General features: G+C 62.6%; 25 protein-coding genes. 12 read left to right on the top strand and 13 right to left on the bottom strand.

The genetic code is table 11. The annotated features are described in order from the left end of the window. Positions 1–403: 403 nt before the first annotated feature. The 3 genes from ACWA13_RS09230 to ACWA13_RS09220 all read left to right on the top strand — a co-directional run bounded on the left by ACWA13_RS09230 (position 404) and on the right by ACWA13_RS09220 (position 2,150). Positions 404–1,087, top strand: a complete 684-nt coding sequence (locus ACWA13_RS09230) for a hypothetical protein (protein WP_463933459.1) — start codon at positions 404–406, stop codon at positions 1,085–1,087. A 229-nt stretch (positions 1,088–1,316) separates the two neighbouring features. Continuing rightward, complete coding sequence (locus ACWA13_RS09225) at positions 1,317–1,754, top strand: hypothetical protein (protein WP_463933457.1); 438 nt, start codon at positions 1,317–1,319, stop codon at positions 1,752–1,754. A gap of 60 nt (positions 1,755–1,814) precedes the next feature. Further along, a complete protein-coding gene (locus ACWA13_RS09220) occupies positions 1,815–2,150 on the top strand; it encodes a hypothetical protein (RefSeq protein WP_463933456.1) in 336 nt (111 codons plus the stop codon). 1,317 nt (positions 2,151–3,467) lie between these two features. Here ACWA13_RS09220 and ACWA13_RS09215 read toward each other — a convergent pair. The 4 genes from ACWA13_RS09215 to ACWA13_RS09200 form a co-directional block, all read right to left on the bottom strand. After that, positions 3,468–3,683 (bottom strand): AsnC family protein, encoded by a 216-nt coding sequence (locus tag ACWA13_RS09215; protein WP_463933455.1) that lies wholly within the window; start codon positions 3,681–3,683, stop codon positions 3,468–3,470. Between the two features lie 58 nt (positions 3,684–3,741). After that, entirely contained in the window at positions 3,742–6,138 is a 2,397-nt protein-coding gene (locus ACWA13_RS09210; RefSeq protein WP_463933454.1) for an ATP-binding cassette domain-containing protein, read from the bottom strand. An 85-nt stretch (positions 6,139–6,223) separates the two neighbouring features. Then, positions 6,224–6,634 carry a VOC family protein gene (locus ACWA13_RS09205; RefSeq protein WP_463933452.1) on the bottom strand — a complete coding sequence of 137 codons (411 nt, stop codon included), beginning with the start codon at positions 6,632–6,634 and terminating at the stop codon, positions 6,224–6,226. Between the two features lie 5 nt (positions 6,635–6,639). Next, on the bottom strand, positions 6,640–7,110 hold the full coding sequence (locus tag ACWA13_RS09200) for a helix-turn-helix transcriptional regulator (RefSeq protein WP_463933451.1): 471 nt from the start codon (positions 7,108–7,110) through the stop codon (positions 6,640–6,642). Between the two features lie 222 nt (positions 7,111–7,332). Here ACWA13_RS09200 and ACWA13_RS09195 point away from each other — a divergent pair, with 222 nt between their 5' ends. From ACWA13_RS09195 to ACWA13_RS09185, 3 genes are read left to right on the top strand one after another with little or no spacing between them, the layout of a single operon-like run. Then, positions 7,333–8,595: a type III polyketide synthase gene (locus tag ACWA13_RS09195; RefSeq protein WP_463933450.1), complete on the top strand. Its 1,263-nt coding sequence runs from the start codon at positions 7,333–7,335 to the stop codon at positions 8,593–8,595. Next, positions 8,592–9,299 (top strand): class I SAM-dependent methyltransferase, encoded by a 708-nt coding sequence (locus ACWA13_RS09190; RefSeq protein WP_463933448.1) that lies wholly within the window; start codon positions 8,592–8,594, stop codon positions 9,297–9,299. The genes ACWA13_RS09195 and ACWA13_RS09190 overlap by 4 nt, the downstream gene beginning before the upstream one ends. Further along, complete coding sequence (locus tag ACWA13_RS09185; RefSeq protein ID WP_463937812.1) at positions 9,292–10,455, top strand: FAD-dependent oxidoreductase; 1,164 nt, start codon at positions 9,292–9,294, stop codon at positions 10,453–10,455. Before ACWA13_RS09190 ends, ACWA13_RS09185 begins: the two co-directional genes overlap by 8 nt. Positions 10,456–10,496: 41 nt before the next feature. Here the strand turns inward: ACWA13_RS09185 and ACWA13_RS09180 are convergent, their stop codons facing one another. Further along, positions 10,497–10,916, bottom strand: coding sequence for a nuclear transport factor 2 family protein (locus tag ACWA13_RS09180; protein ID WP_463937811.1), 420 nt, complete (start codon positions 10,914–10,916; stop codon positions 10,497–10,499). A 74-nt stretch (positions 10,917–10,990) separates the two neighbouring features. Between ACWA13_RS09180 and ACWA13_RS09175 the strand changes: the two genes are divergently transcribed. The 6 genes from ACWA13_RS09175 to ACWA13_RS09150 all read left to right on the top strand — a co-directional run bounded on the left by ACWA13_RS09175 (position 10,991) and on the right by ACWA13_RS09150 (position 15,729). Beyond that, entirely contained in the window at positions 10,991–11,911 is a 921-nt protein-coding gene (locus ACWA13_RS09175; RefSeq protein WP_463937810.1) for a hypothetical protein, read from the top strand. A gap of 10 nt (positions 11,912–11,921) precedes the next feature. Then, positions 11,922–12,596, top strand: a complete 675-nt coding sequence (locus ACWA13_RS09170; protein WP_463937809.1) for a peptide deformylase — start codon at positions 11,922–11,924, stop codon at positions 12,594–12,596. A gap of 10 nt (positions 12,597–12,606) precedes the next feature. Further along, on the top strand, positions 12,607–13,479 hold the full coding sequence (locus tag ACWA13_RS09165) for a putative RNA methyltransferase (protein WP_463937808.1): 873 nt from the start codon (positions 12,607–12,609) through the stop codon (positions 13,477–13,479). 148 nt (positions 13,480–13,627) lie between these two features. After that, positions 13,628–14,089, top strand: a complete 462-nt coding sequence (locus tag ACWA13_RS09160) for an NfeD family protein (RefSeq protein WP_463937807.1) — start codon at positions 13,628–13,630, stop codon at positions 14,087–14,089. An 84-nt stretch (positions 14,090–14,173) separates the two neighbouring features. Next, the gene (locus ACWA13_RS09155; protein ID WP_463937806.1) at positions 14,174–15,139 is read left to right on the top strand and encodes an SPFH domain-containing protein; all 966 of its coding nucleotides are present in this window, start codon (positions 14,174–14,176) and stop codon (positions 15,137–15,139) included. Between the two features lie 242 nt (positions 15,140–15,381). Then, entirely contained in the window at positions 15,382–15,729 is a 348-nt protein-coding gene (locus ACWA13_RS09150; protein ID WP_003802221.1) for an RNA polymerase-binding protein RbpA, read from the top strand. 105 nt (positions 15,730–15,834) lie between these two features. Here the strand turns inward: ACWA13_RS09150 and ACWA13_RS09145 are convergent, their stop codons facing one another. From ACWA13_RS09145 to ACWA13_RS09110, 8 genes are all read right to left on the bottom strand, one after another. Next, positions 15,835–16,569 (bottom strand): polyprenol monophosphomannose synthase, encoded by a 735-nt coding sequence (locus ACWA13_RS09145; RefSeq protein WP_463937805.1) that lies wholly within the window; start codon positions 16,567–16,569, stop codon positions 15,835–15,837. Between the two features lie 409 nt (positions 16,570–16,978). Further along, entirely contained in the window at positions 16,979–18,640 is a 1,662-nt protein-coding gene (locus tag ACWA13_RS09140; RefSeq protein WP_463937804.1) for an amidohydrolase, read from the bottom strand. 78 nt (positions 18,641–18,718) lie between these two features. Then, positions 18,719–21,634, bottom strand: a complete 2,916-nt coding sequence (locus tag ACWA13_RS09135) for a DEAD/DEAH box helicase (RefSeq protein ID WP_463937803.1) — start codon at positions 21,632–21,634, stop codon at positions 18,719–18,721. Positions 21,635–21,654: 20 nt separating this feature from the next. After that, positions 21,655–22,449 carry a twin-arginine translocase subunit TatC gene (gene tatC / locus ACWA13_RS09130; protein WP_463937802.1) on the bottom strand — a complete coding sequence of 265 codons (795 nt, stop codon included), beginning with the start codon at positions 22,447–22,449 and terminating at the stop codon, positions 21,655–21,657. A gap of 47 nt (positions 22,450–22,496) precedes the next feature. Continuing rightward, the gene (tatA, locus tag ACWA13_RS09125; RefSeq protein WP_463937801.1) at positions 22,497–22,778 is read right to left on the bottom strand and encodes a Sec-independent protein translocase subunit TatA; all 282 of its coding nucleotides are present in this window, start codon (positions 22,776–22,778) and stop codon (positions 22,497–22,499) included. Positions 22,779–22,809: 31 nt separating this feature from the next. Further along, positions 22,810–23,160 (bottom strand): hypothetical protein, encoded by a 351-nt coding sequence (locus ACWA13_RS09120; protein WP_463937800.1) that lies wholly within the window; start codon positions 23,158–23,160, stop codon positions 22,810–22,812. Between the two features lie 10 nt (positions 23,161–23,170). Then, on the bottom strand, positions 23,171–25,162 hold the full coding sequence (locus tag ACWA13_RS09115) for a helix-turn-helix transcriptional regulator (RefSeq protein WP_463937799.1): 1,992 nt from the start codon (positions 25,160–25,162) through the stop codon (positions 23,171–23,173). A gap of 105 nt (positions 25,163–25,267) precedes the next feature. Continuing rightward, positions 25,268–25,663, bottom strand: coding sequence for an FKBP-type peptidyl-prolyl cis-trans isomerase (locus ACWA13_RS09110; protein ID WP_463937798.1), 396 nt, complete (start codon positions 25,661–25,663; stop codon positions 25,268–25,270). Between the last annotated feature and the right edge of the window lie 20 nt (positions 25,664–25,683).

Here is a 25,683-nt window from a genome sequence, read left to right as displayed (position 1 = left end):
AGATCACCGGTGCCAACTGCCTTGTTGTGAGTGAAATTCACAAGGGGGACTCCCGCTGCTGCTGGTGCGGACAGGAATGGTCTCCTGGGATGCTGCGTCTTTTCTCCCTCGCGGTCGCCTTCTTCGGGATGCTTTGCTGTCCGACCTGGACGGCTCCTATGACGAGTTTGCCGCAGTGATCCGGCGTGCTCGCGATTCAGAAGCGCACTTCGCAGGGTGGCTGATCTGGCCCGTTACTAGCGCCGTTGCAGAGCGTGCCATCCGGGACGGGTCACCGGAGGCTTTCGATGATGCGCTGGCAATCTTAGCCTCGTTGACGGGCCGACTCTCGTCCGAGTTCGCCGTACGCCCACTGCTTCGTCATAACCTCGATCGTGCCTTATCGATTATAGGAGCGGAATGGGTGGCGTCGCGGGATGCAGATGTTCACAGGCTCGCCAGTGAGGGGACCCGGCCTTACCTTCCGTGGGCGACCAGGGTGCCGGGACTGACCGAGAAGCCCGCCGCGACGCTCGGAATCCTGTCCTCCCTCTACAGGGACGACAGCGAGTACGTGCGCCGCTCGGTGGCGAACCATCTCAATGACATCAGCCGGCACGCCCCGGATGCGGCTATCGCCACGGCGCGTACCTGGCTCGATGATGCTGATCACCAGACGAGCAAGCTTGTACGGCGTGCCCTACGAACTCTCATAAAGAAGGGGCACCCCGAAGCCTTGGCATTGATGGGTTTCCATTCTGCAACCCTGGATGTCAGCGCTCCTATCCTCGACTTCGACCAGGTCCCCATCGGGGGTGAGCTTCGTTTCACTGCCCGGATTATGAACGTTGGAAAGGAGGCATCGCGCCTTTCGATTGACTATGCAGTGCATCATCGCAAAGCGAACGGGACAACGACGCGGAAAATCTTCAAGTTGGCCGTCAGGACGGTTGCGGCCGGCGAACGGATTGAGCTGGATCGGCGGCACTCCTTTCGAGTGCTGACGACACGGTCGTATCACCCTGGCGTCCACGCTATCGAGTTACTCATTAACGGCATCAGCGCAGGGTTTACGGAGTTCTCCCTGACGCGGGGGACGCCCGGCTGAGCATGGAGGGTCTAGGCGCGGGGGACTCCTGGGACCGGCCGGTGCGACTAAAGTACTCGCCCAGGCTCGCAGGGCTCGCACCTGGATGCTCCTATGTGTGTCAACAAGGCAATCGAGCCGAGGACATGCTGCCAGCGCTCAGGCAGTTTGAGCATTGGGGAGGCAGGCAGCTTAGCGAAACATCGCGTTCGGGCCTGTCTCGAGGTGTATGGAGGCTAGACTGCCGATCATGTTGTTGGAAACCGGTACGACGCGGTTCGTCAGTGAGTCCGAATCTTCAGTACTGCGGTTCGGTGAAGAAAAACGATCGGATGGTCAGGGGGCCGGACGACGCCTGCTGTGGCAGGGGTCGGACCCCGCGTTTGAACTCTCTTGGTGGTGCGGAACCTGCCCGCTGCTGTTCAAACGTCTGGAAGGTGCAAACGAAAGATTATCGCTGCCAGAAATGCAGCAGATCCTAAACTCGGGCATCGACAGAATCGACGACGGTGTGCTCGATGCATTCACTGGACTGCTGCCCGGTGGATCCTACATTCCCATGCTTCTAAGAGTGCAGCCCGAGTTGGTCTATCCGGGCCGTAAAGGAGATTACTTCAGCGAGGAACAGGTCGATACCTGGGGCATGTCAGGATTCTGGGGTCTCCCCGAGTATCCACAAACTCCGTAGTACCGAACGTGGCAAGCACCGGTCGATCCGTCGACGCACGCATTCGAGTTCGTCGTCCCGATGGTGCCTCCTACTTGGAATGACGCCGATCGGGTGGAAGCGTACGCCCAGGAACTTTTGGGCTCGTCTGAGCTCACGGCCGTTGCAGTGTCGATCCTTGACGTTCGTCAGCCGGCGATGGACCACGGCACCGACTACTACGCCCACTGGGGTATTACTCATTTTCTACTCGATGGACACCACAAAATGCAGGCCGCCGCAGAAGCGCAGCGTCCGCTGCAGCTGCTGTCATTGCTCTCGGTTGAAGGCAGTCTCGCTGATGCGTCCGATGTAGAACGGATTGTCGAACTACGGGCCAAGCCTCCCGCACGTAGGAATGCCGCAGCGCCTCGTTGAACTGTATGAATGGAGTGCTCGGCCACTCATCAAGACGGGAACTTGGCAGTTTGTTCAGTCAGCCATTGGCGGTAGGTCTTCGCGAGATTGTCGTTCCGGATGAGGCCTCGTTCGAGGCGGGATATGACGGAGGGCCACTGGCTCAGAGCGCCGGCCGCACTGGCTAAGGTAACGCCTATTTCGTTGCGCCTCTGGCGCAAGTCCGCGTTGTTTGGCGCTGGTTGAGAGAGGCATTCCCGCAAGACTTGGGGGAGCCCCCTAGCGACTACTGGCACCTCTGCGTATCAAGCTTGGTCGTGACCAGCCTTGAAGGAGCAGCTCCTCATCCCGGCCAGCACCGGATCCTCAGGCGGAGGTGACGGCTTGGCAGGCCCGGGCGAGAGAACGTGCCAGGTGTAACCTTTGCTTCATGAATCCCTTGGGCCCCCGAAAGGTCAACGCCGAGCTTGAAAGACTCCTGCAGGGACGTCCTAACTTCAGATTTCACTTTTCCAAGAGCCAAGTGGCAGCGAGCCTTTGGGACTACGGGGAAGACGAACTCGCCAAACAGGCACTCGCGATGTCCTGTGAAGATCTCGCTGATATCCAAGCCATAGCTGCATGGTTCGAGGATCCTTCGTATCCGCTCCCGCTTAGCGGACAGCAAATTTCCCACAATCACGTGGTCGCCTTCGCGGCAATTACCCTATATCAAGGCAGTCCGCGGCCACTCATCCGCACCCGCCGTCGGCCCGAGAGGGACCGGCCGGAAATGTATCGGTCAGAGCCGCCTGACCCTTCTTCCGCCTAGTTACCGGTGATGATCGTCAAAGATCATCGGTGGGCAGCATTATTCGCTTCAAGACTACTCAGCGTCATGCCGACTACTCGCGATAGGGCGTCAACGCAGCGTAACGAGAACACCCTTCTCCTGTGTTGTCGGTGTGGAGGAATGCGACTTGGTAGCTGTAGCCGAGTGCGTCGGCGACAAGTGGCGGCGGCGTGACGGCGAGGTGTTCGTCCAAGGCGGCTCAGCGCGTTGGCGCGGCACGACGCGCCGTGGCTGCTCGGTCGGCGCTTGAATGCCCCGCCACAAGGGCTCATTAGAGATACAGCCCAGAGCGTAGTGGGAGAGGGCCTGGTTGTTTCATCTGATGAGATATGCAGAATGCAACTTTACATAATGTAGATTATCGGCGTTGAAAGTAGGACGAGTTCAAACAGATGAGAGAACCCGTCCATAGGCGTTTTCCTGTGTTTTCGCAGGTACCAGCCATTGGTGCTTCTGCGCTAAATGCCTGTCCCTGAGATGGGTCCTGATCTAGCTGGCGAAGACGCTCATTGTTTGCCGTATTTGCGGTGGACTGCCTGTTTGCTCACGCCCAGGCACAACGCAATCGCTTCCCAGGAAAGGCCGGCCTGACGCGCCTTCCGAACCAAAGAAGCTTCAGTCCTGCCGACTTCCTTGTGCAGTTCAGCTACGGCGTAGAGTGCCTCGGCAGGTCCTTTTCCATCCATTGACGCAACGAGTGTTTTCATGCGTTCCACCTCCATGCGTCAACACTAGTTGACGAGATCCCGGGCGTCAATATTCGTTGACGCCCGGAAGTGGTCACCCGCCGACGTAGGCGGCAAGGTGCTCGCCGGTGAGTGTCGGCTTGGTGGCCACCAGCTCCGCCGGCGTTCCCTCGAAAACGATCCTGCCGCCGTCGTGCCCCGCTCCCGGGCCCAGGTCGATTATCCAGTCCGCATGGGCCATCACGGCCTGATGGTGCTCTATGACGATCACTGACTTCCCGGAATCCACCAGCCGGTCCAGCAGGCCGAGGAGCTGTTCGACATCGGCCAGGTGCAGCCCTGTGGTGGGTTCATCCAGAACGTAAACCCCGCCCTTTTCAGCCATCTGGGTAGCCAGTTTGAGCCGTTGGCGTTCACCGCCGGACAGCGTGGTGAGTGGCTGGCCGAGGCTTAGGTAGCCGAGTCCGACGTCCGCCAACCGCTCGACGATTTTGTGGGCAGCGGGAACGCGCGACTCCCCCGTATTGAAGTAGTCCAGGGCTTCAGTCACGGGAATCGAGAGGACCTCGCTGATGTCCTTGCCGCCCAGCTTGTACTCCAGCACGTCGGCCTGGAAGCGTTTGCCGTCACACTCCACGCAGGTGGTGGCAACGCCGGCCATCATCGCCAGGTCGGTGAAGGTGACACCGGCACCATTACACGTCGGACAGGCGCCCTCGGAGTTGGCGCTGAACAATGCGGGCTTGACACCATTGGCCTTCGCGAAAGCCTTGCGGACAGGTTCCAGGAGGCCGGTGTAGGTTGCCGGGTTGCTTCTACGGGAACCCCTGATGCCCGTCTGGTCCACCGTTACCACGCCTTGACGCCCCGATACCGAACTCCTGATCAGCGAACTCTTGCCGGAACCGGCCACCCCGGTCAGAACGCAGAGCACACCCAACGGGATATCTACGTCGACGTTCTGCAGGTTGTTGGCGTTGGCTCCCCGGATTTCCAGTTTGCCGCTGGACTTCCTGACTGTCGCCTTAAGTGCTGCCCTGTCGTCGAAATGACGGCCGGTCAGCGTGCCGCTCTCCCGCAGCCCCTCCACCGTGCCTTGGTAGCAGACGCTGCCTCCCGCGGTGCCGGCGCCCGGACCAAGGTCGACGACGTGATCGGCAATCGCGATGGCCTCTGGTTTGTGCTCGACCACCAGAACCGTATTGCCTTTGTCACGAAGGCGTTGCAGGAGCCCGTTCATCCGCTGGATGTCGTGCGGGTGCAGCCCGATCGTCGGTTCATCGAACACGTAGGTGACGTCGGTGAGCGAGGAACCCAGATGGCGGATCATCTTGGTTCGCTGGGACTCGCCGCCGGAAAGCGTCCCGGAAGGCCGGTCCACACTGAGGTATCCCAAGCCGATCTCAACGAATGAATCGAGGGTCTCCCCCAGTGCCTCAAGCAACGGCGCCACCGACGGCTCGCTCAGACCCCGCACCCAAACGGCGAGGTCGCTGATCTGCATGGCGCAGGCGTCCGCAATGTTGATGCCCTTGATTTTCGAGGAGCGTGCTGCCTCGCTGAGCCGGGTGCCATTGCACTCCGGACAGGTGGTGAAGGTAATGGCCCGGTCCACAAATGCCCGAATATGCGGCTGCATCGCTTCGCGGTCCTTGACCAGCATCGACTTTTGGATCTTCGGGATCAGCCCTTCGTACGTCAGGTTGATGCCCTCGACTTTGATCTTGACCGGCTCCTTGTAGAGGAGATCGTGGAGTTCTTTCTTGGTGAACTTCGCAATGGGTTTGGCCATGTCGAAGAAGCCGGAACCGCTAAAAATACGGCCGAACCAGCCGTCCATGCTGTAGCCGGGGATAGTGAGTGCGCCTTCACCCAGTGACTTGCTGTCGTCATACAGTGCGGACAGGTCAAAGTCAGTCACTGAGCCCATTCCCTCGCAGCGGGGACACATGCCTCCCGTGATGCTGAAGCTGCGCCGCTCCTTGGTGGTCTGGCCGGCCTTTTCGATGGTGACGGCCCCGGCGCCGCTGATCGATGCGACGTTGAACGAGAAGGCCTGCGGCGATCCAATGTGCGGCTGGCCCAAGCGGCTGAAGATGATGCGCAGCATGGCGTTGACGTCTGTAGCCGTGCCAACGGTGGACCGCGGATTGGCACCCATCCGCTCCTGGTCCACGATGATTGCCGTGGTCAGACCTTCCAGCAGGTCCACGTCCGGCCGGGCCAGCGTAGGCATGAAGCCCTGCAGGAAGGCGCTGTAGGTTTCGTTAATCATGCGCTGCGACTCCGCGGCGATGGTGTCAAACACCAGGGAGCTCTTTCCTGACCCCGAAACGCCAGTGAATACAGTAAGCCGGCGCTTCGGGATCTCGATACTGACGTCCTTGAGGTTGTTCTCACGTGCCCCCTGCACACGAATCAGGTCGTGAGTATCTGCAGTGTGGACCGTTTGCTGCCCCGTGTTCGTGTCCGTGCCCGTCGCCGTGCTCATCGTGTCTCCATCTGCTAAATGGGCCCGCCAACGCCGTCGCCGGCGGGCCCGCTGGCTCTATCTAAACAGTCTTTGCCTTTTCGGATCAGGAGAGCTCATTGATTCGGATCATGTTGCCGGCGGGATCCCGGAAGGCGCAGTCGCGAATCCCGTATGTCTGCTGGGTCACTTCCTGCACCACTTCAGCACCGCTGGCTGCCAGGCGTTCGAACGTGCCGTCCAGGTCAGTGGTCCCCAGGACTATGCGGGCATAGTTGCCCTTGGCCATCAGCTCGGCGATAGTGCGGCGTTCGTCATCGGTCAGTCCGGGATCGGCTGCAGGTGGTTCCAGGACAATGGCCGTCTGCGGCTGGTCCGGTGGACCGACGGTGATCCAGCGCATGCCGCCATATCCGACGTCGTTGCGCACCTCGAATCCGAGGGTGTCCCGATAAAACGCCAAGGAGGCATCGGGGTCATTGTGCGGGAGGAATGTCCAATGGATTGAAAGGTTCATGCGGCTCAGTCTAGGTGGGCTCCAACAGCCGGTACTTCTTGATTCCTGACCGGTCTGGTGACCAGTTTTACTACGCACGATGGCATGCCTTGCGTGGCACGCGCCCGGCGCTTGTAGACACTGGGCGGGACGCCCACCAGCTCAGAGAACCTGGTACTGAAGGTTCCGAGTGAGGAACAACCGACGGCGAAGCACACGTCTGTGACGGACAAATCGGTCTGCCGTAAGAGAGACATCGCCCGCTCGATCCGCCGGGTCATCAGATAGCTGTACGGCGGCTCCCCGTAAGCACTACGGAACTGCCTGCTGAGATGTCCCGCTGACATGTTTATACCGCGGGCGAGCGCGTCGACGTTTAGCGGCTGCGCGTACTCCCGGTCTATCCGGTCCCGGACCCGCCGCAGCAGTGCCAGGTCGCGTAGGCGCTGGGCATCAACGGGAATTGTGGGCACGTGCGCGATACTGCCACTCGTCATGCACATTGTCCAGCATGTTGAACGCGGGCTAGTACCGCCAAAACGCAGCACCATGAGCCAGTCGCGGGTAACGGTCGACGTGAAAAGTGCCCGCGCAACTCCGGGTCAGCTGTACCGGGTCGCGGAGACACTTTCGGTGAAAAGGTGCGGCAGGGGCGCCTGAAATGGGGTTTTGCCCGTTCAGGCATTGTCTTCCGGCCGATGCTGGCCAAGAATGAAGCAATGACTGTTTACGTGAGGTCGCTCGAAACCGCAGTTCCGGCAACGGTGTTGATCCAGCACGAGGCGCGCGACGTTTTCGCTGCCCAGCCCGGGCTGACCCGGTTGGGGACGAGGCTTGTTTCCACATGTTTTGACTCTGCTGCCATTGATACCCGGTACACGGCTGTCAGGGAACTCAGCATGGATCACCGGACCGACCATCCGCAGTTCTTCGATCCGGCCACGGGGCTGCTGCTCAACCCAAGCACCAAGGTTCGCAACGATATTTTCGCGACGGAAGCGACCAAGCTTTTTATTCAAGCGGCACGCAACGCGCTTGACGCTTGCGCCGGTGCCGGTCCGCAAGACGTCACCCACCTGGTCACGGTGTCCTGCACCGGATTCTTTAACCCCGGCCCCGACTACAAGATCGTCCGCGAGCTGGGCATGAAGCCGTCGGTGCAGCGCTTTCATCTCGGTTTTATGGGATGTTATGCGGCGTTTCCGGCCCTGCGTGCAGCCAAGCACTTCTGCGAGGCAGATCCTGATGCAGTGGTACTGGTGGTGTGCGCCGAACTCTGCTCGCTCCATGTCCGTGCCTCTAACGATCCTGACACCATCATGGGATCGGCTCTTTTTGCGGACGGCGCAGCAGCCGCCGTGGTCAGCGCCCGCGACTTCGACGGCGAGCCCCCGCTGTTGAGCCTTGACCAGATGGAGACGGTCCTGACGCCGGTGGGCGAAGAATCCATGGCCTGGAACATCGGTGACCACGGATTCGAGATGATCCTGGGGAACTACGTACCGCACATCATTGAAGAACACATTACCGGCGCCCTGGAGCCCTACTTCGGCCCTGGTGGCAGGTTGAGCGGCACGCCCTACCAGAGCGTTCCGCACTGGGCCATCCACCCCGGCGGGAGAAGCATTCTGGACAAGGTTCAGCACCGGCTGGAGCTGACAGAGGAACAATTGGTTCCTGCGCGTGAAGTGCTGAGGAACTACGGAAACATGAGCAGCTCAACTGTGCTGTTCGTCATCAGGAACATCCTGGAACAGCCCGGCGGTGCGGGTGAACAGATGTGTTCCATGGCGTTCGGCCCCGGCCTTACGGTTGAAACGGGACTGTTCACGAAGCTTCGGAGCCTCTCCCCTACCCTCGAAGCATCCGGCCGCGATGCCGCCGCACCCGCGGCGATCAGCAAAACAGTCGATGAAGATGATGCTCGAGCCATAGCGGGCACCGGGCACCTGTCCCCGGCAACGGTTGACTCCTACCCATGATGCTGGACCACCGCGCGGTGAACGATCGCGAAAGGATGGACAGTCCGGACTGCGATTTGGCCACGCTGCGCAGGACCTATCAACAATTTCCCCTGGTCAACAGGGCTTTCGCGGGGTGGTCAGCGGTGTACCGCAGGTATCTTCGTCCGCGGTTGTCCGCGGACGTTCCCACCACACTCCTGGACCTTGGCTGCGGCGGTGGCGATGTTGCGCTGCATCTGGACAGCCTCGCCCGGCGGGACGGGTTACGGCTCAGCGTTACCGGTGTCGATCCCGATCCCCGGGCCATGGATTTCGCCCTGGGCCGTCCGGGCCGCGAGCGCGTGACCTTCCGCCAGGCGGCAGGCCGGGAGCTGGTGGCGGAGGGGAAGACCTTCGACCTGGTGATTTCCAATCACGTCCTCCACCATTTAGGTCCCCGGGAGTTCGGGGACTTCCTGCGGGAATCGGAGCAGCTGTCCCGGCAGCTTGTTGTGCACAACGACCTGCGCCGCCATCCGGCCGCCTATGTTCTTTTCGGCCTTGCCGCACTGCCCCTGCGGGGCTCGTTCATCCGCGAAGACGGGTTGACGTCCATTCGGCGGAGCTATACGCCGGGCGAGCTCGCGGCAGTCGCGCCGTCGTCGTGGCAGGTTGTTCCCATCCGGCCGTTCCGTCAGTTGCTGCTCACCGCCCGTGATGCCCCTGCGGACGTCCATGATTGACGTCGCCATTGTTGGTGGCGGTCCGGTGGGCCTCTATCTGGCGAGCCTGCTGCTGCAGGAGGGCATTAGCGTCAGGGTATTCGAACAAAGGCTCGAACGCAGCGGCCACTCCCGGGCTATCGGAATTCATCCCCCGGCGCTGGAAGCCCTGGATCGGATTGGCTGCTCGGACGCCCTGATCCGCGGGGGCGTCGCTATCAGTTCGGGACTTGCTTTCAGCAACGGCCGCCGGCTCGCCAACATGGACTTCTCGGTATTGCCGTCCCGCTATCCGTTTGTGCTTTCCAGTCCACAGGTGCAGACCGAGGCAGTGCTGGAAGCGCGGGTGGCAATGCTCGACGCCGGCGCGTTGCGGCGCGGTGCCCGGGTGGTCGGTTGCGTGGACCGCAGCGGCCGCGTGGACATTGCAGTGACCGTCACCGATGGTGCTCGCGGAGGGGAAGAGCAGACGGAACAGGTTCAGGCCCGCTGGTGTGTTGTGGCGGCAGGCGCCCGGTCATCGCTGCCACAGGAAGGACCTGCCGCCCAGGAAAGGATTCGGCAGCGGGAGTACAGGGACTCCTACATCATGGGCGATTTCGCCGATTCCACGGGCTTTGGCAGCACGGCCGTCCTGTTCCTGGAACCTAACGGGATTGTGGAATCGTTCCCGTTGCCTGGAAACATCAGGCGGTGGGTAGCCCGGGTGGATGACTACACACCGGAGCCTACCGCCCACTGGCTGGCCGGCGTCGTGAATGCCCGGACAGGGGCGGCGCCGGACGTGGGGTCATGTTCCATGGTCAGTAGCTTCCGCGTCCGGAGCGGCATACTTCCCAGGCTCCTGAACACACGCACGGCCATGATTGGCGACGCCGCTCACGAGGTTAGTCCCATTGGCGGGCAGGGCATGAACCTGGGCTGGCTTGATGCAGCGGAGCTTGCCCCCATCATCGCGCTGGACCTCCGCGGCTCCGCCACGGATACTGCCGCCCGCCACTTTGAGCATTCCCGCCGCCGGGCGGCACGCCGTGCCGCCTTCCAGTCAGAGATCAACATGATGCTGGGCCGTCCAGGTCCCGTTCCTTTGCTGGCCCTGCGGAACAGGATCATTGGCGGGCTGGCCGGCATTCCGGCAGTGAACAGGTACATGGCTCAACGGTTCACCATGCAGTAACAGTCCGCTACGCCAGGAAGGAAGCGGCTGCCACAGAGTCTTCAGTCATCCTGGTGGTAGCAGTCATAGCTGCTCTGGCGGTAGATCAGGCCGTCCCGGACGCCGAACACCGAGCAGGTCTTGGCCCGGATCAGCTGGCCGCGGTCCCAGTAGCGCAGGTCCATCAGGGACGTGGCGGACCAATCGACCTCCAACACCACGTTGACGCCGTCGGAGGTGCTGCCGGTGACATCAAACCGCTGGTCCTTGACCACTTCCCGGCTTGCGTCCGCTCCTTCCAGTACCTGTTCGAGGGACCGGACGGCGCCTTCGGGCGAGAGGAGGTTCGGTGCCTCGGTCAGCTGGAAATCCGAGGCCAGGAACGGCCGGATGTCAGCAGAACCTCCCCCGGCTTCTATGGTCCTCACAAATTCCAACACCCGGCTGAGGGCATCATCAGGCGAGCTCAAGTGTTCCGTCATAAACCCGACACTAGCCGATCCGGAGGCCGCAATTCCTCTGGCCCGGCCCCTCCCCTGGGCCTAGACTGCGCTGTATGCGGGTCTCTGCGGCGGAATCAAAAGCTGCGACGACGGGCCGGCGGCTAATGGCACGGGCGGCTGCCGCAGCGGCCTGTGTTGCGATAGCCTCCTGCTCGCCCGCTGCAGGCCCCCCGGACACCGGGCAGACCGGCACGGCGCAGCATGCTTACACGATCGAAGTTAACCAGTCCCGCTCCGACTACGGAACGCGGGTCATAGAGCTGTTAGCCACGAATAATGGTGCCGGTCCCGTGACGGTTGCGTCCCTCTCCCTGGACAGTGGTCTTTTTGCCGCTCCGGTGACGTGGACGGCCGACGGCGACGGCACAGTCCTGCCGCCCGGCCAGCCCAAGAGTCTGGTCACGGAGCTTCCGGAACCTGAGTGCGTCGAGCCTGAACGGGACCCGCCGCAGTCGGCCTTGTCTGCCCGCCTTGAATTGAGGGGCCACGGTACGGTGGCCGCAACCTCCGTGACAGATGCCTTCGGCGTCCTGGAGCGGAACCGGGCGGAACAATGCCTCACCGAAACCGTAAAGGCGATTGCCGCCGTCGAACTCCTCCCGCAGCTCCAATCTGGAACAACAGGGACTGCAACGCTCCTGCTCGCCATCACACCCGTCGCGGAGGGTGCTGCCCCAACAGGCGATGAATTGGTGATAGAGCGGATTCTTGAAACCACCCTGCTGGCTGCCGATCCTCTGGCACCGTGGCCGGAAGGAATTTACGTCCGGCCGGGGGACGCACCCCGGACTGTCCTGTTGCGGGTTCGCCCCGCACGCTGCGATCCGCACGCCGTAGCAGAAGACAAAGTGGGCACCCTGATCCCACTGGCAGTGTCCGTGGGTGGCCAGAGCGGCACCATCAAGGTGGCGGCCGGACAGCAGCTCAAGGGTGCCATCCACGACTTCGTCAGCATGGCCTGCACGCCCGGATAGGATATTGGCCATGAGCCAGCCCGCCGAATTCCGCGATTCACCTTTCAGTCCCAGTGCAGCGGGCATCCGGGAATCGATCCTTGGTTTGCTGGACGCCGGGGTTCTTCCGCCGATCGTCCAGGCAGGTCATCCGGCTCTGCGGCAGCCAGCCGTCGAATTTGACGGACAGCTCCCGGACACCGAGCTGGCACGCTTTATAGAGCTGATGCGAGCGGTCATGCATGAGGCCCCTGGTGTGGGGCTGGCTGCTCCCCAACTGGGTATTCCCCTGCAGTTGGCCGTTCTCGAAGACCTTTATCCGCTTGACCCGGAGGTTGCTGCAGCACGGAGCCGGCACCCGCTGGAGTTCTTTGCCATGCTCAACCCGCGGTATCAACCCTTGGGCCCGGCAACAGCGGCCTTTTACGAAGGGTGCCTATCGCTGAACGGGTTGCAGGCCGTCGTTGTCCGCCCCGAGCGGGTGGCGCTGGACTACCTGACCCCTGATGGCACGGCCCTTCACCGCGAGTTCGAGGGCTGGCAGTCCCGCATCGTCCAACATGAAACAGACCACCTGGCCGGAGTCCTGTACATCGACAAGGCCGAACTCCGATCGTTGAGTACCAATTCCGAGTACGCAGCCCGCTGGGCAGAGCCGGGCATCGGCCGCGCCAGCGAGGCCTTGGGCTTCATCCGCGAGGCCTAGGATTGAAGCCATGCCTGCCCACCCCAAGCTTGCCCTGCTGTGCCCGGTCTGCCGGGAGCCCCTCGCCTTTTCTGCAGCAGGGGACGCGGGTGGACCAGCCTCCCTGCACTGCCAGGCGGGCCACCGTTTCGACGCCGCCAGGCAGGGCTATTTCAATTTCCTGGTAGGTAAGGGAACGGTTTTTGAGGCGGACTCTGCTGCGATGGTGACCGCCCGCCACGACTTCCTGGCCAGCGGACACTACGACGCACTGGCTGAAGCTGTTGCCGCGGCCGTTTCCCCCGCCCTGACGCGAGAATCCCCGCTGATCCTCGATTCCGGTACCGGCACCGGGCACTATCTCCGCAGGGTCCTGGACAGTACGCCCGCTGCTGCCGGCCTAAGGGCCCTGGCCATGGACATTTCCAAGTTTGCCGTCCGGCGGGCTGCCCGGCTCAACCCGGAGGCCATGAACATGGTGGCAGACATCTGGCAACCCCTTCCAATTGCTGACCGGACCGTAGATGCAATCATGGTGGTCTTCGCGCCACGCAATGCCGCAGAATTTGCCAGGGCACTACGGCCGGAAGGACTCCTGGTGGTGGTCACTCCGAGGCCGGGCCATCTTTCGGAAATAGCCACAGCCATGGGAATGCTTGGGATAGAGCAGGGCAAGGACGATCGGCTGGCCGGACAGTTGGCCGGCCGGTTCGAAAAACTGGGCTTCGAGGACCTGGATGTGGCTATGGACCTGGCCGTCAGCGAAATAGCGGACCTTGCATATATGGGTCCGGCAGGCCATCACCTGAACCGTGCTTCCCTGAGTACTGCGTTGTCCGGGGATGGCACCACCCGGGTGACAGCTCAGTTCAGGATCACGACGTTCCGGCCGCTCCCTGCCTGAAGTCGTGCATTAGGATCCAGGGCGCTGGAGGTCACAACTTGGCCACGTTCAGCCTGGTTCCAGGACTGCCCTGCCCTCTCCGGCCGTGGCGCATTACGATGAATATGCCGCGGTTTCCTTATGGACGCGGAATTGCAAGGGGGAAGAAATGTTTGAATGGATTGGTCAAAACTGGTGGGCCCTCTGGCTCACCCTGTTCCTGGCGTTTGCCGTCATCGAAATGCTCACCCTCGACCTGTTTTTCATCATGCTCGGAGCTGGTGCCCTGGCTGGCCTGGTTACTGAACTGGCGGGCGGGGAGTTCTGGCTCCAGATCGTCGCCTTCTGCGTCGTCTCGCTGCTGATGATCGCCTTTATCCGTCCCGTAGCGCTGGCGCACCTGAAGAAGGGTCCAGCGGAGCAGCGCAGCAACATCGACCGGCTGATCGGTGAGACAGCGCTGGTGCTGGAACCGGTGACCGCCAACGGTGGCCGGGTGAAAATCGGCGGGGACGTATGGAGTGCCCGCTCCGCCGCCGGAACCATCGCTGCCGGCGAAGGCGTGATCGTGGCAGCCATTGATGGGGCCACGGCAGTTGTCACGGCTCCAACGGACCCTGCGGTCAACTAATCATTGTTCTGCCCGCCGGGCAGGATTGTTGAACAAGCTACGGCTACAGCTTCACTTATCAAAACTGGGGAATGAAGGAGATGTATGGATAACGCCGGAGGAGTCGCCGCAACAGTGGTGCTGCTGGTTCTGATTGTATTCGTGATTATTGTTTTGGTCCGCTCGGTGCGGATCATCCCTCAGGCGAGGGCCGGCGTCGTCGAACGCCTTGGAAAGTACCAACGCACGCTTCTCCCGGGCCTGACCATCCTCATCCCGTTCGTTGACCGGCTGCTGCCGCTGCTGGACCTGCGCGAGCAGGTCGTGTCGTTTCCGCCCCAGCCCGTTATCACCGAAGACAACCTGGTGGTCTCCATTGACACCGTCGTCTACTTCCAGGTCACGGACCCGCGCGCAGCCACCTATGAGATCGCCAATTACATCCAGGCGGTTGAGCAGCTGACCACCACGACGCTGCGTAATGTGGTGGGTGGGCTCAACCTTGAAGAGGCTCTGACATCGCGTGACCAGATCAACGGCCAACTCCGTGGAGTCCTGGATGAAGCCACCGGCCGGTGGGGTATCCGTGTTTCACGCGTGGAACTCAAGGCCATTGACCCGCCCCACTCCATCCAGGACTCGATGGAAAAGCAGATGCGCGCCGAACGTGACCGCCGTGCAGCCATCCTCACCGCCGAAGGCACCAAGCAGTCCGCCATCCTGACGGCCGAGGGCCAGCGGCAGGCTTCCATTCTGGCTGCAGAGGGCGACGCGAAAGCCGCGATCCTGCGCGCCGACGGCGAAGCACAGGCCATCCAGAAGGTCTTTGGCGCCATCCACGCCGGCAACCCGGACCAGAAGCTTCTGGCCTACCAGTACCTGCAGACCCTGCCGAAACTGGCCGAGGGTACCTCCAACAAGTTGTGGATCATTCCCAGCGAAGTTGGCGAAGCGCTCAAGGGTATCGGCAGCGCCCTTGGAGGCGTCGCGGCCGAGGACAAGTCCGGTCAGGGAAAGTCCGGCCAGGGCATCTTCGGCAGCGGTTCGGGATCGGAGACGACCGCTCCGTAACCACTGCTCCGCTGATCCGGGTCTCTGCGCGCTCCGCGTAGGGGCCCGGATTTTGCTGTGAGGACAGGTTTTCCGTATAATGAAATATTTGTCCGGTTCGGTCATTCGAGCCGGAACAAGAACGCTTCGCAGGACGTTGAATCTAGCATGATGCAGCGTTGTGCACATCATAGCCCGGCGATGATTTCGGTTGCCGGCTAGCGCGGGGTTATAGCCTCGCGAACCGAACAGAGGGAGAAATCATGAGCGATCGCAGCCTGCGGGGAATGCGCCTGGGCGCGCAGAGCATGGAGACCGAATCCGGCGTTGAACCGGCTCCGCGTCAGCGTGTCGAGTACCGGTGTGAAGACGGCGAACAGGTGTTCGTCACGTTCTCTTCCGAGGCCGAAATTCCCCCCGTTTGGGTTTCAAAGACAGGCAAGGAAGCCCTGCTCGTTGACGGTGAGCGTCCTGACACCAGCAACGAAAAAGCTGTGCGCACCCACTGGGACATGTTGCTGGAACGCCGGAGCCTTCCGGAACTTGAGCAGATCCTCGAGGATCGCCTGACCATTCTGCGCGAACGCCGTGGAGAGCGTCGCAGCGCCTGATTGCCCCCCCCCTTTTTCAGAGGGACACAAAAGCGGGCCTGCCGTAACAACCGTTACGGCAGGCCCGCTTTTTCGTTCCAGCCTGCTTTGGTCCCTTAGACCGGACTACTTGGCTGCCTTACCTGTCAGCTTGTTCCAACGTGCTGCCAGACCCCATCTGGTGACGTTGAGCATGGCCTCGACCACAATGTTGCCGCTCATCTTCGACGCCCCGAGTTCACGCTCCACGAAGGTGATGGGCCGCTCTACGATGGTCAGCCCCAGCTTGGCCACCCGCCAGGCCAGGTCCACCTGGAAGCCGTACCCCACGGACTCGACCTCCGACAGGTTCAACTTTTCAAGCGTGGTGCGGCGGAACGCGCGGTAGCCGCCAGTGACGTCCTTGATGCTCAGCCCCAGCATGAGGCGTGCATACAAGCTTCCCGTCCGGGAAATAAGCTGGCGGTGGAACGGCCAGTTGACGACGCTGCCGCCGCTGACCCACCTCGAACCCATGGCGAGGTCAGCGCCGTCCTCGATGGCATCGAGCAGCAGCGGAAGCTGCTCCGGCTGGTGCGAACCGTCCGCATCCATCTCCACCAGGACGTCATAGCCAGCCTCAAGACCCCACTGGAATCCCGCGATGTAGGCCGCGCCCAGGCCTTCCTTACCCCTACGGTGCAGCACATGGACCTGCTGGTCTTCCGCGGCGATGCTGTCCGCAAGCTGGCCGGTACCGTCCGGGCTGTTGTCGTCAACGACCAACACATCCGACTCCGGAACGGCCGTCCTCAGGCGGCCAAGGGTCCGCGGCAGCGACTCCAACTCGTTATAGGTAGGGATGATGGTCAGGACGCGCACAGAGGGCCTTTCCGAAAGGGGACGATCAACACGGCAGGAACCGGAACAGCCGGGTCCAAGCACAAATCCCCATTATAGGGCCACGAAGGCAGGCCCACAGGCGCGGGCCGGTTCCGTGGTGCCGCGCTGCACGGCCTTCGAAACTGTTCTCTGCGCCTGTGGACCTGCCCCGGTAGCTACAGCTTGCTCCCCGGCCCGATCGGTTTGGCCGAAACGTCCTGGTCTGGGCCCAAGCCCGCCGTAGCCGGGCGGAAACCGGTATTGTCCCCCACCCGTTGAGGCACAATGCTACGTGCTGCAGGACAGCTGTCAACCGGTCCCCCACCAGCCGCGACAGGCGTCGCTGCAGCTCAGCGAGCCGTCTCCGGTGGAGAAGTTTCTTGACCCGCGGCAAAGATGACGAGTCCTGTCAGCCCTTGGGAAGGTCCCCGGAGGAATAGATCTCAACGCCGTCGCGTACCGTCTGCAGGCAGACCGGATCACTGCCGGTATCCAGGGCCGGCAGCAAAGGGGTCCGGGCGCGGGGATCGGTACTCCAGGACTGCACCCTGCCATCGGAAACCTGGACCATCAGTTCCTCCACCTCCCAGACGGCGAAACTTGCAGGTGCTCCCGGCACCAGCTGTCCCGCCATGGGGTTTGAGTAGCGAGCAGCCCGCCAGCCTGCCCTGGTATGGCCCAGGAACGCGGCGCGGGCGGAAACCTGTGCCTCCGGGTTGTGATGCTCCACGCACGCCCGGACACTGGACCAGGGCCGCAGTGGCGTGACGGGGCTGTCACTGCCGAAAGTGATGGGCACCCCTGCGGAGTAGAAGGATGCGAAGGGGTTCATAGACTTGCTCCGGCCGCCAAGGCGTTGTTCGTACAGGGCCCCGGTGCCGCCCCACAACGCATCGAAAGCAGGTTGCGCACTGACGGACACGGAGTAACGCGCCAATCTCTTAACGGCGTCGTCATCGGCCATCTCAACGTGCTCAAAGCGGTGGCCCGCCGCCCGGACGCGGCTCTCACCCACCTGGGCTGCAGCACCGTCCAGGGCTTCCAGGGCGACATCCAGGCCGGCGTCGCCAATCACGTGGAAGCCGCCCTGAATGCCCAGCAGCGAGCAAACAGCCAGATGTGTAGTGGCCTCATCCACAGAGAGGTATAGCGAGCCACGGTGTCCTGCCGCATCCGAATAGTCCGAGCGGAGGGCTGCCGTGCGCGATCCAAGTGAGCCGTCAATGTTCAGGTCACCGGCAAGACCGCGGACCGGAGCACCCAAGCTGGACAGCAGGGCACGGGCCTGGTCTTCGGAGGTGGCGAGTTCGGCCCAGTACGCCAGGATCTCGGGCCCGGTGACAGGCGCGTTGTTCCAGTCCACCGCCAGGCGCAGGTCTTCGGGGCTGGAGATGTTCGGCCCGGCCATCTCGGCAAGGGCCACGTAGCCCTGTGCGCCGGCTTCCCGGAGTGCGTGTTCCTGGAAGGCCTTCCGCGCGGACTCCGGCAGGTCCCGGGTGAACCGGCGGGCAGCCACGTGGGCGTCCCTGACGACCGTTGAGCCTCCGGAGTAGCCATCGAGCCCTTTCAGGTGGGCAGCCGCAGCCAGTGACGGTGACACCAGTGCCGAATGCACATCAATCCGCGCCAGATAGAGGGGCCGCCCCGCAGCGGCACGCTCCAGTTGTTCCGGCGTCGGAAGTTCCGGGCTGGGCCAGGTGGATTCATCCCAACCGTGTCCCAGGATAATTCCCTCACCTGCCGCAGCCCGCACTGACACGGCGTCCAGGAGCTCTGCGGCCGACCTGACCTGCCCCAGTTGCAAGCCCGACAGGGCGATGCCGGTCTCAGTCAGATGGATGTGCGAATCTACGAAACCGGGCGCAACAAGGGCGCCCTGGAGATCAACAATGTCCATGGAAGCGTCGGCAATCGAGGAGGCCGCCTGCTCCGACCCCACCCACGCCACCTGGCCGTCGTCAACCAGCATCGCGGAAGCGAAGGGATCAGCGGCGGTGTAGACCGAACCGTTCCGGTAGAGGACCACGCGTCGTTCTGGACGGGCGGCAGGGCTGTGTTGGGTGGCTGTCATGGCAGGCGGACTCCTTGGATTGCACACACCGGGGTGGTGGCTCTGTGGTTATGCGTTGGGCGGCTGGGTGCAGGCCGGTCAGGTCACGGCTGAATACGCCACCACTCCCCTGCGGATCTTTCTGATGGCTTCGGTGCAGAGCCGGGCCAGCCGTGGTTCGAGCCCGGGAATGCCGGCCAGCTGGTCCAGGAGGTCGATAACCTGCTTCACCCAGCGGACAAAGTCCCCCGCCGCCAGATCGGTTCCGCGCAGCACCTCCTGCAGGTGCTTGCCCTTGGCCCACTTGTAGAGCGGCCAAATCAACCCCAATTCAGGCTCGCCCGTCAGCGGCAGTTTCTTCTGTTCCTCGAGGTCCTCCAGGGCGGACCACTCCTGGACCATGATGTCCACGGACGTTTCGAGGGAGACGCTGGGCATCCGGGGCCGCAGCCCGCCCTCCTCCCGCCGGGCCTGAAAGACCAGGGCGGAGGCAACGGCTGCGAGTTCGACGGCGTCGAGGTCGTCAAAGGCGCCCAGCCGCAGCGCCTGTGAAATCAGCAGGTCCTTCTCACCGTAGATGCGACGCAGCCGTTGGCCGTCCCGGCTGATGGACAGCTCGCCGTCGTCCCGCGTTTCAAGGTAGCCATAGGCTGCCAGGACATCACAGACCCTATCGAAGGTCTTGGCGATGGTGTTGGTCCTTGACTGGATCTGCCGGACCAGGCCGTCCGCCTCGCGGCGGAGTTTCCACCAGCGCTCGGACCAGCGGGCATGGTCCTCCCGTTCGCTGCAGCCATGGCAGGGATGGGCGCGAAGTGCCTTTCGGAGCTCCACGATGCGCTTTTCCTGGTCGGCAGAGCCTGACCCGCCGGCGAATGCGTTGTTGCGTGCGCTGGCCGGCGATGGCGGCCGGTTCTCACGAAGCGCATCACGAACGGCCGAGGCGAGGTCGCGCCGGGACTTGGGGGTCTTGCCGTTGAAGCCTTTGGGAATCCGTACGCGGGTAATAGGGGCGATTGGTCCATCCAAATCATCGTTGCCCACGCGACGCAGCTGGCCGTCGAGGGTCAGCACGGCCGGCCTGGGTTCACGGCTGTGATGGTCCGCCGCCAGGACCACTACCGTCCCGGGGGCGCGGCCCTGCGGGACTTCGATCACGTCTCCGGGCAGGAGCCTGGCCAGGGAATCGTCAGTAAGTGACTTCCTCGCCTTGGTGAGCGTACGCGAGGAGGCTTTTTCGGCGTCGGACAGTTCTCTGCGCAGGCGGGCATACTCCGTGAAATCCCCGAGATGACAGGTCATGGACCTGGCGTAACCGGCCAGCGACTCCTCTAGAGCCCGCACTTGCCTGGCGAGGCCCACCACGGAACGGTCAGCCTGGAACTGTGCGAAGGAGGACTCAAGGATTTCGCGCGCCCGGGAACGGCCGAACTGCGCCAGCAGGTTGATGCTCATGTTGTAGCTGGGACGGAAGCTGGAATTCAGCGGATAGGTCCGGCGGGAGGCCAGGCCTGCAACGGCGGCGGGATCGGTGCCCGGCTGCCACAGCACAACGGCATGTCCTTCGACGTCGATGCCGCGCCGTCCGGCACGGCCGGTCAGCTGGGTGTATTCGCCTGCAGTTATGTCCACGTGGGATTCGCCGTTGAATTTATCCAGCTTCTCCAACACCACTGTCCGGGCCGGCATGTTGACGCCGAGAGCCAGGGTTTCCGTGGCAAAGACGGCCTTGACGAGCCCTTCCGCAAACAGCTTTTCCACCACTTCCTTGAAGGTGGGGAGCATGCCGGCATGGTGGGCGGCAAATCCGCGCACCAGGCCCTCGCGCCACGTCCAGAAGCCCAGGACGTCAAGATCGTCCGGCGGGATGTCCTGGCCGGCCTCGTCCACGCGCTGCGCGATGATGCGTTGTTCTTTTTCCGAGGTGAGCCACAATCCGGAGGATACACATTGGGCTACGGCGGCATCGCAACCGGCCCGCGAGAAGATGAAAGTGATGGCCGGCAGCAAGTCCTGCTTGTCCAGGCTGGCAATGACCTGCGGGCGGCTGGCCTTGCGGATGGCACCGTTGTCCTGCCCATGACCCTGGCCGCGGCCATTGGAGTCGATGCGGCGTTGCTGGCGCCGGTGGTTGCGGCCGCTGTGGGCAGCGCGGGCGCGGCTGTGCGCCGGTGTCTCGTTGCGTGCCAGTGCCGCCAGTTCAGGGTTGACCTCGTAGCCGGTGCGCGCCTTAACCGGCCGTGCCACCGTGGCCTCGACAGCACTGCGGTCCGCAGGCGGGGCGATCTCATCAAAGGTGGTTTGATCGGCGAAGAGATCAATAATTTCCCTGCCGACCATCACGTGCTGCCACAGCGGCACCGGCCGGTGCTCCGAAACTATGACGTCGGTGTCGCCGCGCACCGTGTCGAGCCAGGCGCCGAACTCTTCAGCGTTCGACACTGTGGCGCTGAGCGAAGCCACCTGCACCTCGCTGGGCAGATGGATAATCACTTCCTCCCAGACGGCCCCGCGGAACCTGTCAGCCAGATAATGGACCTCGTCCATGACAACGTAGCCGAGGTCGATCAAGGCGTCCGAGTCCGCATAGAGCATGTTGCGCAGAACCTCGGTGGTCATCACGACTACCGGCGCGTCACCATTGATGCTGGTGTCACCGGTCAACAGTCCGACGTTCTCCGGGCCGTATTTCTCGGTGAGTTCAAAAAACTTCTGATTGCTGAGGGCCTTGATGGGCGTGGTGTAGAACGCCTTTAGGCCGCGTTGCAGCGCCAGGTAGATAGCGAATTCGCCAACGATGGTCTTTCCTGCACCGGTTGGTGCTGCCACCAGGACCCCACGCCCTGCCTGCAATGAACGGCAGGCCTGTAGCTGGAAATCATCCAGGTCGAAGTCGAGCGTCCGGCGGAAACGGCCCAGGAAGCTTGCCGCTTCCGCCGCCCGGTCAACGCTGGCTCGATAGGCTTCAGAGGGTGAAAGGGATCCAAAGGAATCGGACCCGGCTGTAGTGGACATACCTCCAGCCTAATGGCCGCCTAAAGATTCTTCAGTTCGCTGCTGGGCGTTGCCACATTGGCCGTGGCATTGGTTTCGGCGGCGATTTTGGCGGCACGCTTGTCGCGGCGGTTGTCGTTGAGGATGCACAGGCCAATGGCCGCAAAGAACAGCACCAGCAAGGGACCCGCCAGCATGATCATGGACAGTGCATCGGTGCCGGGGGCAGCAAGTGCGGTCAGGACAAATACGAGGAACACGATGATGCGCCAGGCCTTGAGGATGGTCCGTCCGCGGACAATCCCGGCCATGTTCACTCCCACCAGCAGGACCGGCACGAGGAAGGAGATACCGAGGATGAGGAACATCTGGGTGACAAAGGTCAGGTAGTCCCCAGCCAGGACGTTGTTGGCGCCGTCGGTAGGGGTGAACTGCAGCAGGGCGCGCACGACCGTAGGAAAAACCAGCCAGCCGACGTACACCCCGGCGAGGAACAACGGCACGCCGGCCACCATGTATCCCAGGGTGTACTTTCGTTCCTTGGACGTTAGGCCGGGGGTGATGAAGGCCCACACCTGGTAAATCCAGATGGGGCTGGAAATCACCAGGCCGATCTGGATGGCGATCTGGATCTTGAACGCGAAAGGGTCCGCAATCGTCGCGAAGTTCAGGACGGCTGTGCGTCCCGTTTCCGCAGCGATGGTGATCAGCGGCGTGGAGAGAGCGTTAACAACGGGATCGTAAAGGAACCAGCCGCCAACCGCCGCCACCAGAATGCCGATGGCCGACTTGATGAGCCGGTTCTTCAGCTCCCTGATGTGATCCCAGAGAGCCATCCTCCCCTCGGGGTTGGACTTGCGGCCTTTCGTCAATGCCACTGGAATCAGATGCGGCTGGACGGCGGAACATCATTTCCACCGGTCGTGCCGTCGGCGTTCCGCTGCTCATTCTGCGGGTGGTTCACCACTTTGCCTTCGACGGGGCCGGTGGTGTCGTCTGCCTCGGGCTTGCCGTCGTTCTTCATCTCCTTGACCTCGGATTTGATGATGCGCATGGACTGGCCAAGGCTACGGGCCATGCCGGGAAGCTTCGGAGCGGCAAAAAGCAACAAGGCCACGATGATGAGGATGAGAATGGGCCAGGGGCTATCAAACAGTCTTCCCACGGGAATTCCTTTCTAGGGGATACATCTACGTCTATGTTAAATCGAGGTCGCGCAGTGACTGCGGTTGGTTCCGGAGTCTCTTACGCTGCATGCGCCGCTGACGGCGCAACTCCCGGCGGGACGACTTGGCGGTGTGGTAATCATGTCTTACCTTCGCTGGCGAGGCAAAAACAGCCCACCCGGGTTCGGGTTGGGAGCCATCCGCCGGCGGGCCGACGTCCGGCAGGGCTGCCGGCGTTTGCCCCAGCTTCTCTCCGGCGGCACCAAGATCCCGCATGACGGCTATGAACTGCCTGAAGAGCCGGATTCCAAGCAGCACAAAGAGCAAGAGGGAAAGCGCTATCAGCGCGATCCAGATCACTATCCAGGACCACCAAGGCATGATGTCCAGTCTATCCTCCGTACCGGCCGAGGGCGGACTCCACCCAGTCCCGGGCGGCAAGGGCAAGCTCTTCAGGGGCAAGCACCCGGACCTGGCCTCCGTGCTGGGCCACCAGCATGGGAAGCCAGTCGGCATTGGCGATCCGGATCTCCGCCACCAGACCGCCGTCGGGAAGGCTGGCAGTACGCTCCGCGAAGTATTCGTCGGCAAGGCCGGAACCCTGGCGGGTCAGCTGCACAGTAACCACGGTGTCTTCATCGTGCGGCGTGTAAGGCCGGGCCGGGCCTGTTGCCAGCTCCTGTGCGCCGTGCTGCACTGCACGGCCATTGGGTTCAAGGAACGCCATCCGGTCCAGGCGGAAGTTCCGAATACCGCCTGCTCCGTGGCACCACGCCTCCACATACCAGATGGTGTCACGCGAAAAGAGCCGCAGCGGATCAATATCCCGTTCACTGACTTCGTCACGGAGCGGCGAGACGTACCGCAGATGCAGTTGGGAACCAGAAGCGATAGCCGAAGCAATAATGTCCATGGCGGTGCGGTCTGCGGGCACCACATCAGGCCCGCTCAGGGAAGCCGCACGGAGTCCCTCTTCCCCGGCCGCTGCAAGGAGTTTCAGGGTGACCGACTCAAGGGCTGAATCTTCGGTGAGTTCAGGAAGCCCGTTCAGTACGGAAAGTCCCGTCAGCAAGGCGCAGGCTTCCTCGACCGTGAAACGGACCGGGCGGGTCAGCTCCAGGTCCTCGATGATGTAGACGTGGTCGTCCTCCCACTGAATATCAAAGAGGTCCCCCGGATAACCCTCAGGCAGCCCTGTGCAGATCAGGATCCGCAGGTCGTCCTCGAGCTGGCGCCGCGTGACACCGAATTTGTCGGCGATTTCCTCGATGTGCAGACCTTGGTTGTGCACAAGGAACGGCACCAGTTCGAGCATCCGGCGCAGCTGGTCTTCGGAGGTCCGCGCCCGGACGTTGCGCGATGCCCGTTCATCGAACGTGTACTCGGGGACGGGCGACGCTGCCAACAGCGTAGCCGCCCGCAGTCTTCGCTTGACTGAGGCAACCAGCTCCTCAGGTTCCAACACGCGGACCTGCGGGCCGTAGGAGGCGAGTTCTTCGGCGAGTACCTCGGGGTCACGGAACGGCAGCTGCAGGACGTCGGTGCCGGCGTCGTGCATTCCTTCGGTTTCTCCGGCGTTGACCCGCTTCGAGACCGCTTCTGCACGCTTGCGCAGCTGCAGCAGGCGGCCCGCCGGCACTTCCACCAGGGCACGCGCCAGCGGGAGTTCGGGGAGTTTTGCCAGTTCCGCGCGGATGTCAAAATCCGACGGCGGCTCGAACCTCTGATCCTCCAGTACCGATACCTCGCTGGTGAAGCGTGACAACCGGAAGTAGCGCAGGGCGTTACGCTGACGGTCCCGTCCGGCCAGGTACCAGTGGCCGAAACGACTGCCCAGGCCCCAGGGTTCCACCGTCCGAAGCTCTTCCAGCCCCGTACTGCCGGCAAGGTAGCGGAATGTCACGGCGTAGCGGGCATGCATGGCAGTCACGAGGAGATCAAAGGCCTGGCCCGCCGGCTTGATGCGAGGCTGGATTCCCGAAGATACGTCGACGTCGGCCTGGCCGCCGGCCGCCTGCAGCTTGCGGAGGGCATTCGCTGCGGCTGTACCCAGCGCCTCCTGCTCCCACAGCTGGGCTGCCAGCAGGAGGACCGCCCACTCTTCGCGGCTGAGTTGGACATCGGGCAGCCGGTTGGATTCCTTGCCGATCCGGTACCGGGTGGTGGCCGGATCGTCCGAGCCCCACCCCGTGTCCGTGACGGTTTCGACGTCAAAGCCGAACTGCCGGAGGTCGTTTTTGTCGCGCTCGAACATCCTGCCGAACGCGGCATCGGAGCTCGTCTGGTAGATCTTTTCCCGAAGCTCGCTGCGGCGCAGCCCATAGCGGGTATTGAGCAGTGCCATCAGGAGGTTCAGGAGGCGTTCAGTACGGGTTGCGGACACTCTGGCTACGTTACTAAATACAGGGGTTTAACGCATGAAGCGCGGCAACAGGCAGGGAAAGAAGTCCCTGATTGTTACCGCGCTCCATCCGTGTGGTTATTGAACCTAGCGGACGGCTACCAGGTCCACAACGAAGATCAATGCCTCGTTGGGGCCAATCGCTCCGCCTGCACCACGGGAACCGTAGGCCAATTCGGAAGGAATTTCCAGGCGGCGCCGTCCGCCTACCTTCATGCCCAGGAGGCCCTGGTCCCAGCCTTGGATGACCTGGCCGACACCCACACGGAAGTCCAGCGGTGCGCCGCGGCCCCAGGAAGCGTCAAACTCTTCGCCGGTGGACCAGGCAACGCCCACGTAATGGGTGGAGACGGTGTCGCCCTTTTTGGCCTGGGCGCCGTCACCTTCGATCAGGTCGGTGATGACCAGTTCGGTGGGGACATCGCCTTCCGGGAAGTCGATCTCGGGCTTCTGGCGGTCAAATTCACGCTGTCCAAATGACATGTTGCTCCTTCAAAATCGAT

The organism is Pseudarthrobacter sp. TRD_SC_9, assembly GCF_055361265.1.
This window is presented reverse-complemented; position numbering and strand designations above follow the sequence as displayed.

What these genes read in the sequence shown, in the direction of transcription:
- ACWA13_RS09180 (WP_463937811.1), bottom strand. Translation starts at nt 10,916, where the DNA reads ATGACGGAACACTTGAGCTCGCCTGATGATGCCCTCAGCCGGGTGTTG.
- ACWA13_RS09200 (WP_463933451.1), bottom strand. Translation starts at nt 7,110, where the DNA reads ATGACGAGTGGCAGTATCGCGCACGTGCCCACAATTCCCGTTGATGCC.
- ACWA13_RS09205 (WP_463933452.1), bottom strand. Translation starts at nt 6,634, where the DNA reads ATGAACCTTTCAATCCATTGGACATTCCTCCCGCACAATGACCCCGAT.
- ACWA13_RS09175 (WP_463937810.1), top strand. Translation starts at nt 10,991, where the DNA reads ATGCGGGTCTCTGCGGCGGAATCAAAAGCTGCGACGACGGGCCGGCGG.
- ACWA13_RS09140 (WP_463937804.1), bottom strand. Translation starts at nt 18,640, where the DNA reads ATGACAGCCACCCAACACAGCCCTGCCGCCCGTCCAGAACGACGCGTG.
- ACWA13_RS09160 (WP_463937807.1), top strand. Translation starts at nt 13,628, where the DNA reads ATGTTTGAATGGATTGGTCAAAACTGGTGGGCCCTCTGGCTCACCCTG.
- ACWA13_RS09185 (WP_463937812.1), top strand. Translation starts at nt 9,292, where the DNA reads ATGATTGACGTCGCCATTGTTGGTGGCGGTCCGGTGGGCCTCTATCTG.
- ACWA13_RS09220 (WP_463933456.1), top strand. Translation starts at nt 1,815, where the DNA reads ATGGTGCCTCCTACTTGGAATGACGCCGATCGGGTGGAAGCGTACGCC.
- ACWA13_RS09225 (WP_463933457.1), top strand. Translation starts at nt 1,317, where the DNA reads ATGTTGTTGGAAACCGGTACGACGCGGTTCGTCAGTGAGTCCGAATCT.
- ACWA13_RS09215 (WP_463933455.1), bottom strand. Translation starts at nt 3,683, where the DNA reads ATGGAGGTGGAACGCATGAAAACACTCGTTGCGTCAATGGATGGAAAA.
- ACWA13_RS09165 (WP_463937808.1), top strand. Translation starts at nt 12,607, where the DNA reads ATGCCTGCCCACCCCAAGCTTGCCCTGCTGTGCCCGGTCTGCCGGGAG.
- ACWA13_RS09110 (WP_463937798.1), bottom strand. Translation starts at nt 25,663, where the DNA reads ATGTCATTTGGACAGCGTGAATTTGACCGCCAGAAGCCCGAGATCGAC.
- ACWA13_RS09170 (WP_463937809.1), top strand. Translation starts at nt 11,922, where the DNA reads ATGAGCCAGCCCGCCGAATTCCGCGATTCACCTTTCAGTCCCAGTGCA.
- ACWA13_RS09135 (WP_463937803.1), bottom strand. Translation starts at nt 21,634, where the DNA reads ATGTCCACTACAGCCGGGTCCGATTCCTTTGGATCCCTTTCACCCTCT.
- ACWA13_RS09150 (WP_003802221.1), top strand. Translation starts at nt 15,382, where the DNA reads ATGAGCGATCGCAGCCTGCGGGGAATGCGCCTGGGCGCGCAGAGCATG.
- ACWA13_RS09120 (WP_463937800.1), bottom strand. Translation starts at nt 23,160, where the DNA reads ATGCCTTGGTGGTCCTGGATAGTGATCTGGATCGCGCTGATAGCGCTT.
- ACWA13_RS09210 (WP_463933454.1), bottom strand. Translation starts at nt 6,138, where the DNA reads ATGAGCACGGCGACGGGCACGGACACGAACACGGGGCAGCAAACGGTC.
- ACWA13_RS09195 (WP_463933450.1), top strand. Translation starts at nt 7,333, where the DNA reads ATGACTGTTTACGTGAGGTCGCTCGAAACCGCAGTTCCGGCAACGGTG.
- ACWA13_RS09155 (WP_463937806.1), top strand. Translation starts at nt 14,174, where the DNA reads ATGGATAACGCCGGAGGAGTCGCCGCAACAGTGGTGCTGCTGGTTCTG.
- tatC (WP_463937802.1), bottom strand. Translation starts at nt 22,449, where the DNA reads ATGGCTCTCTGGGATCACATCAGGGAGCTGAAGAACCGGCTCATCAAG.
- ACWA13_RS09190 (WP_463933448.1), top strand. Translation starts at nt 8,592, where the DNA reads ATGATGCTGGACCACCGCGCGGTGAACGATCGCGAAAGGATGGACAGT.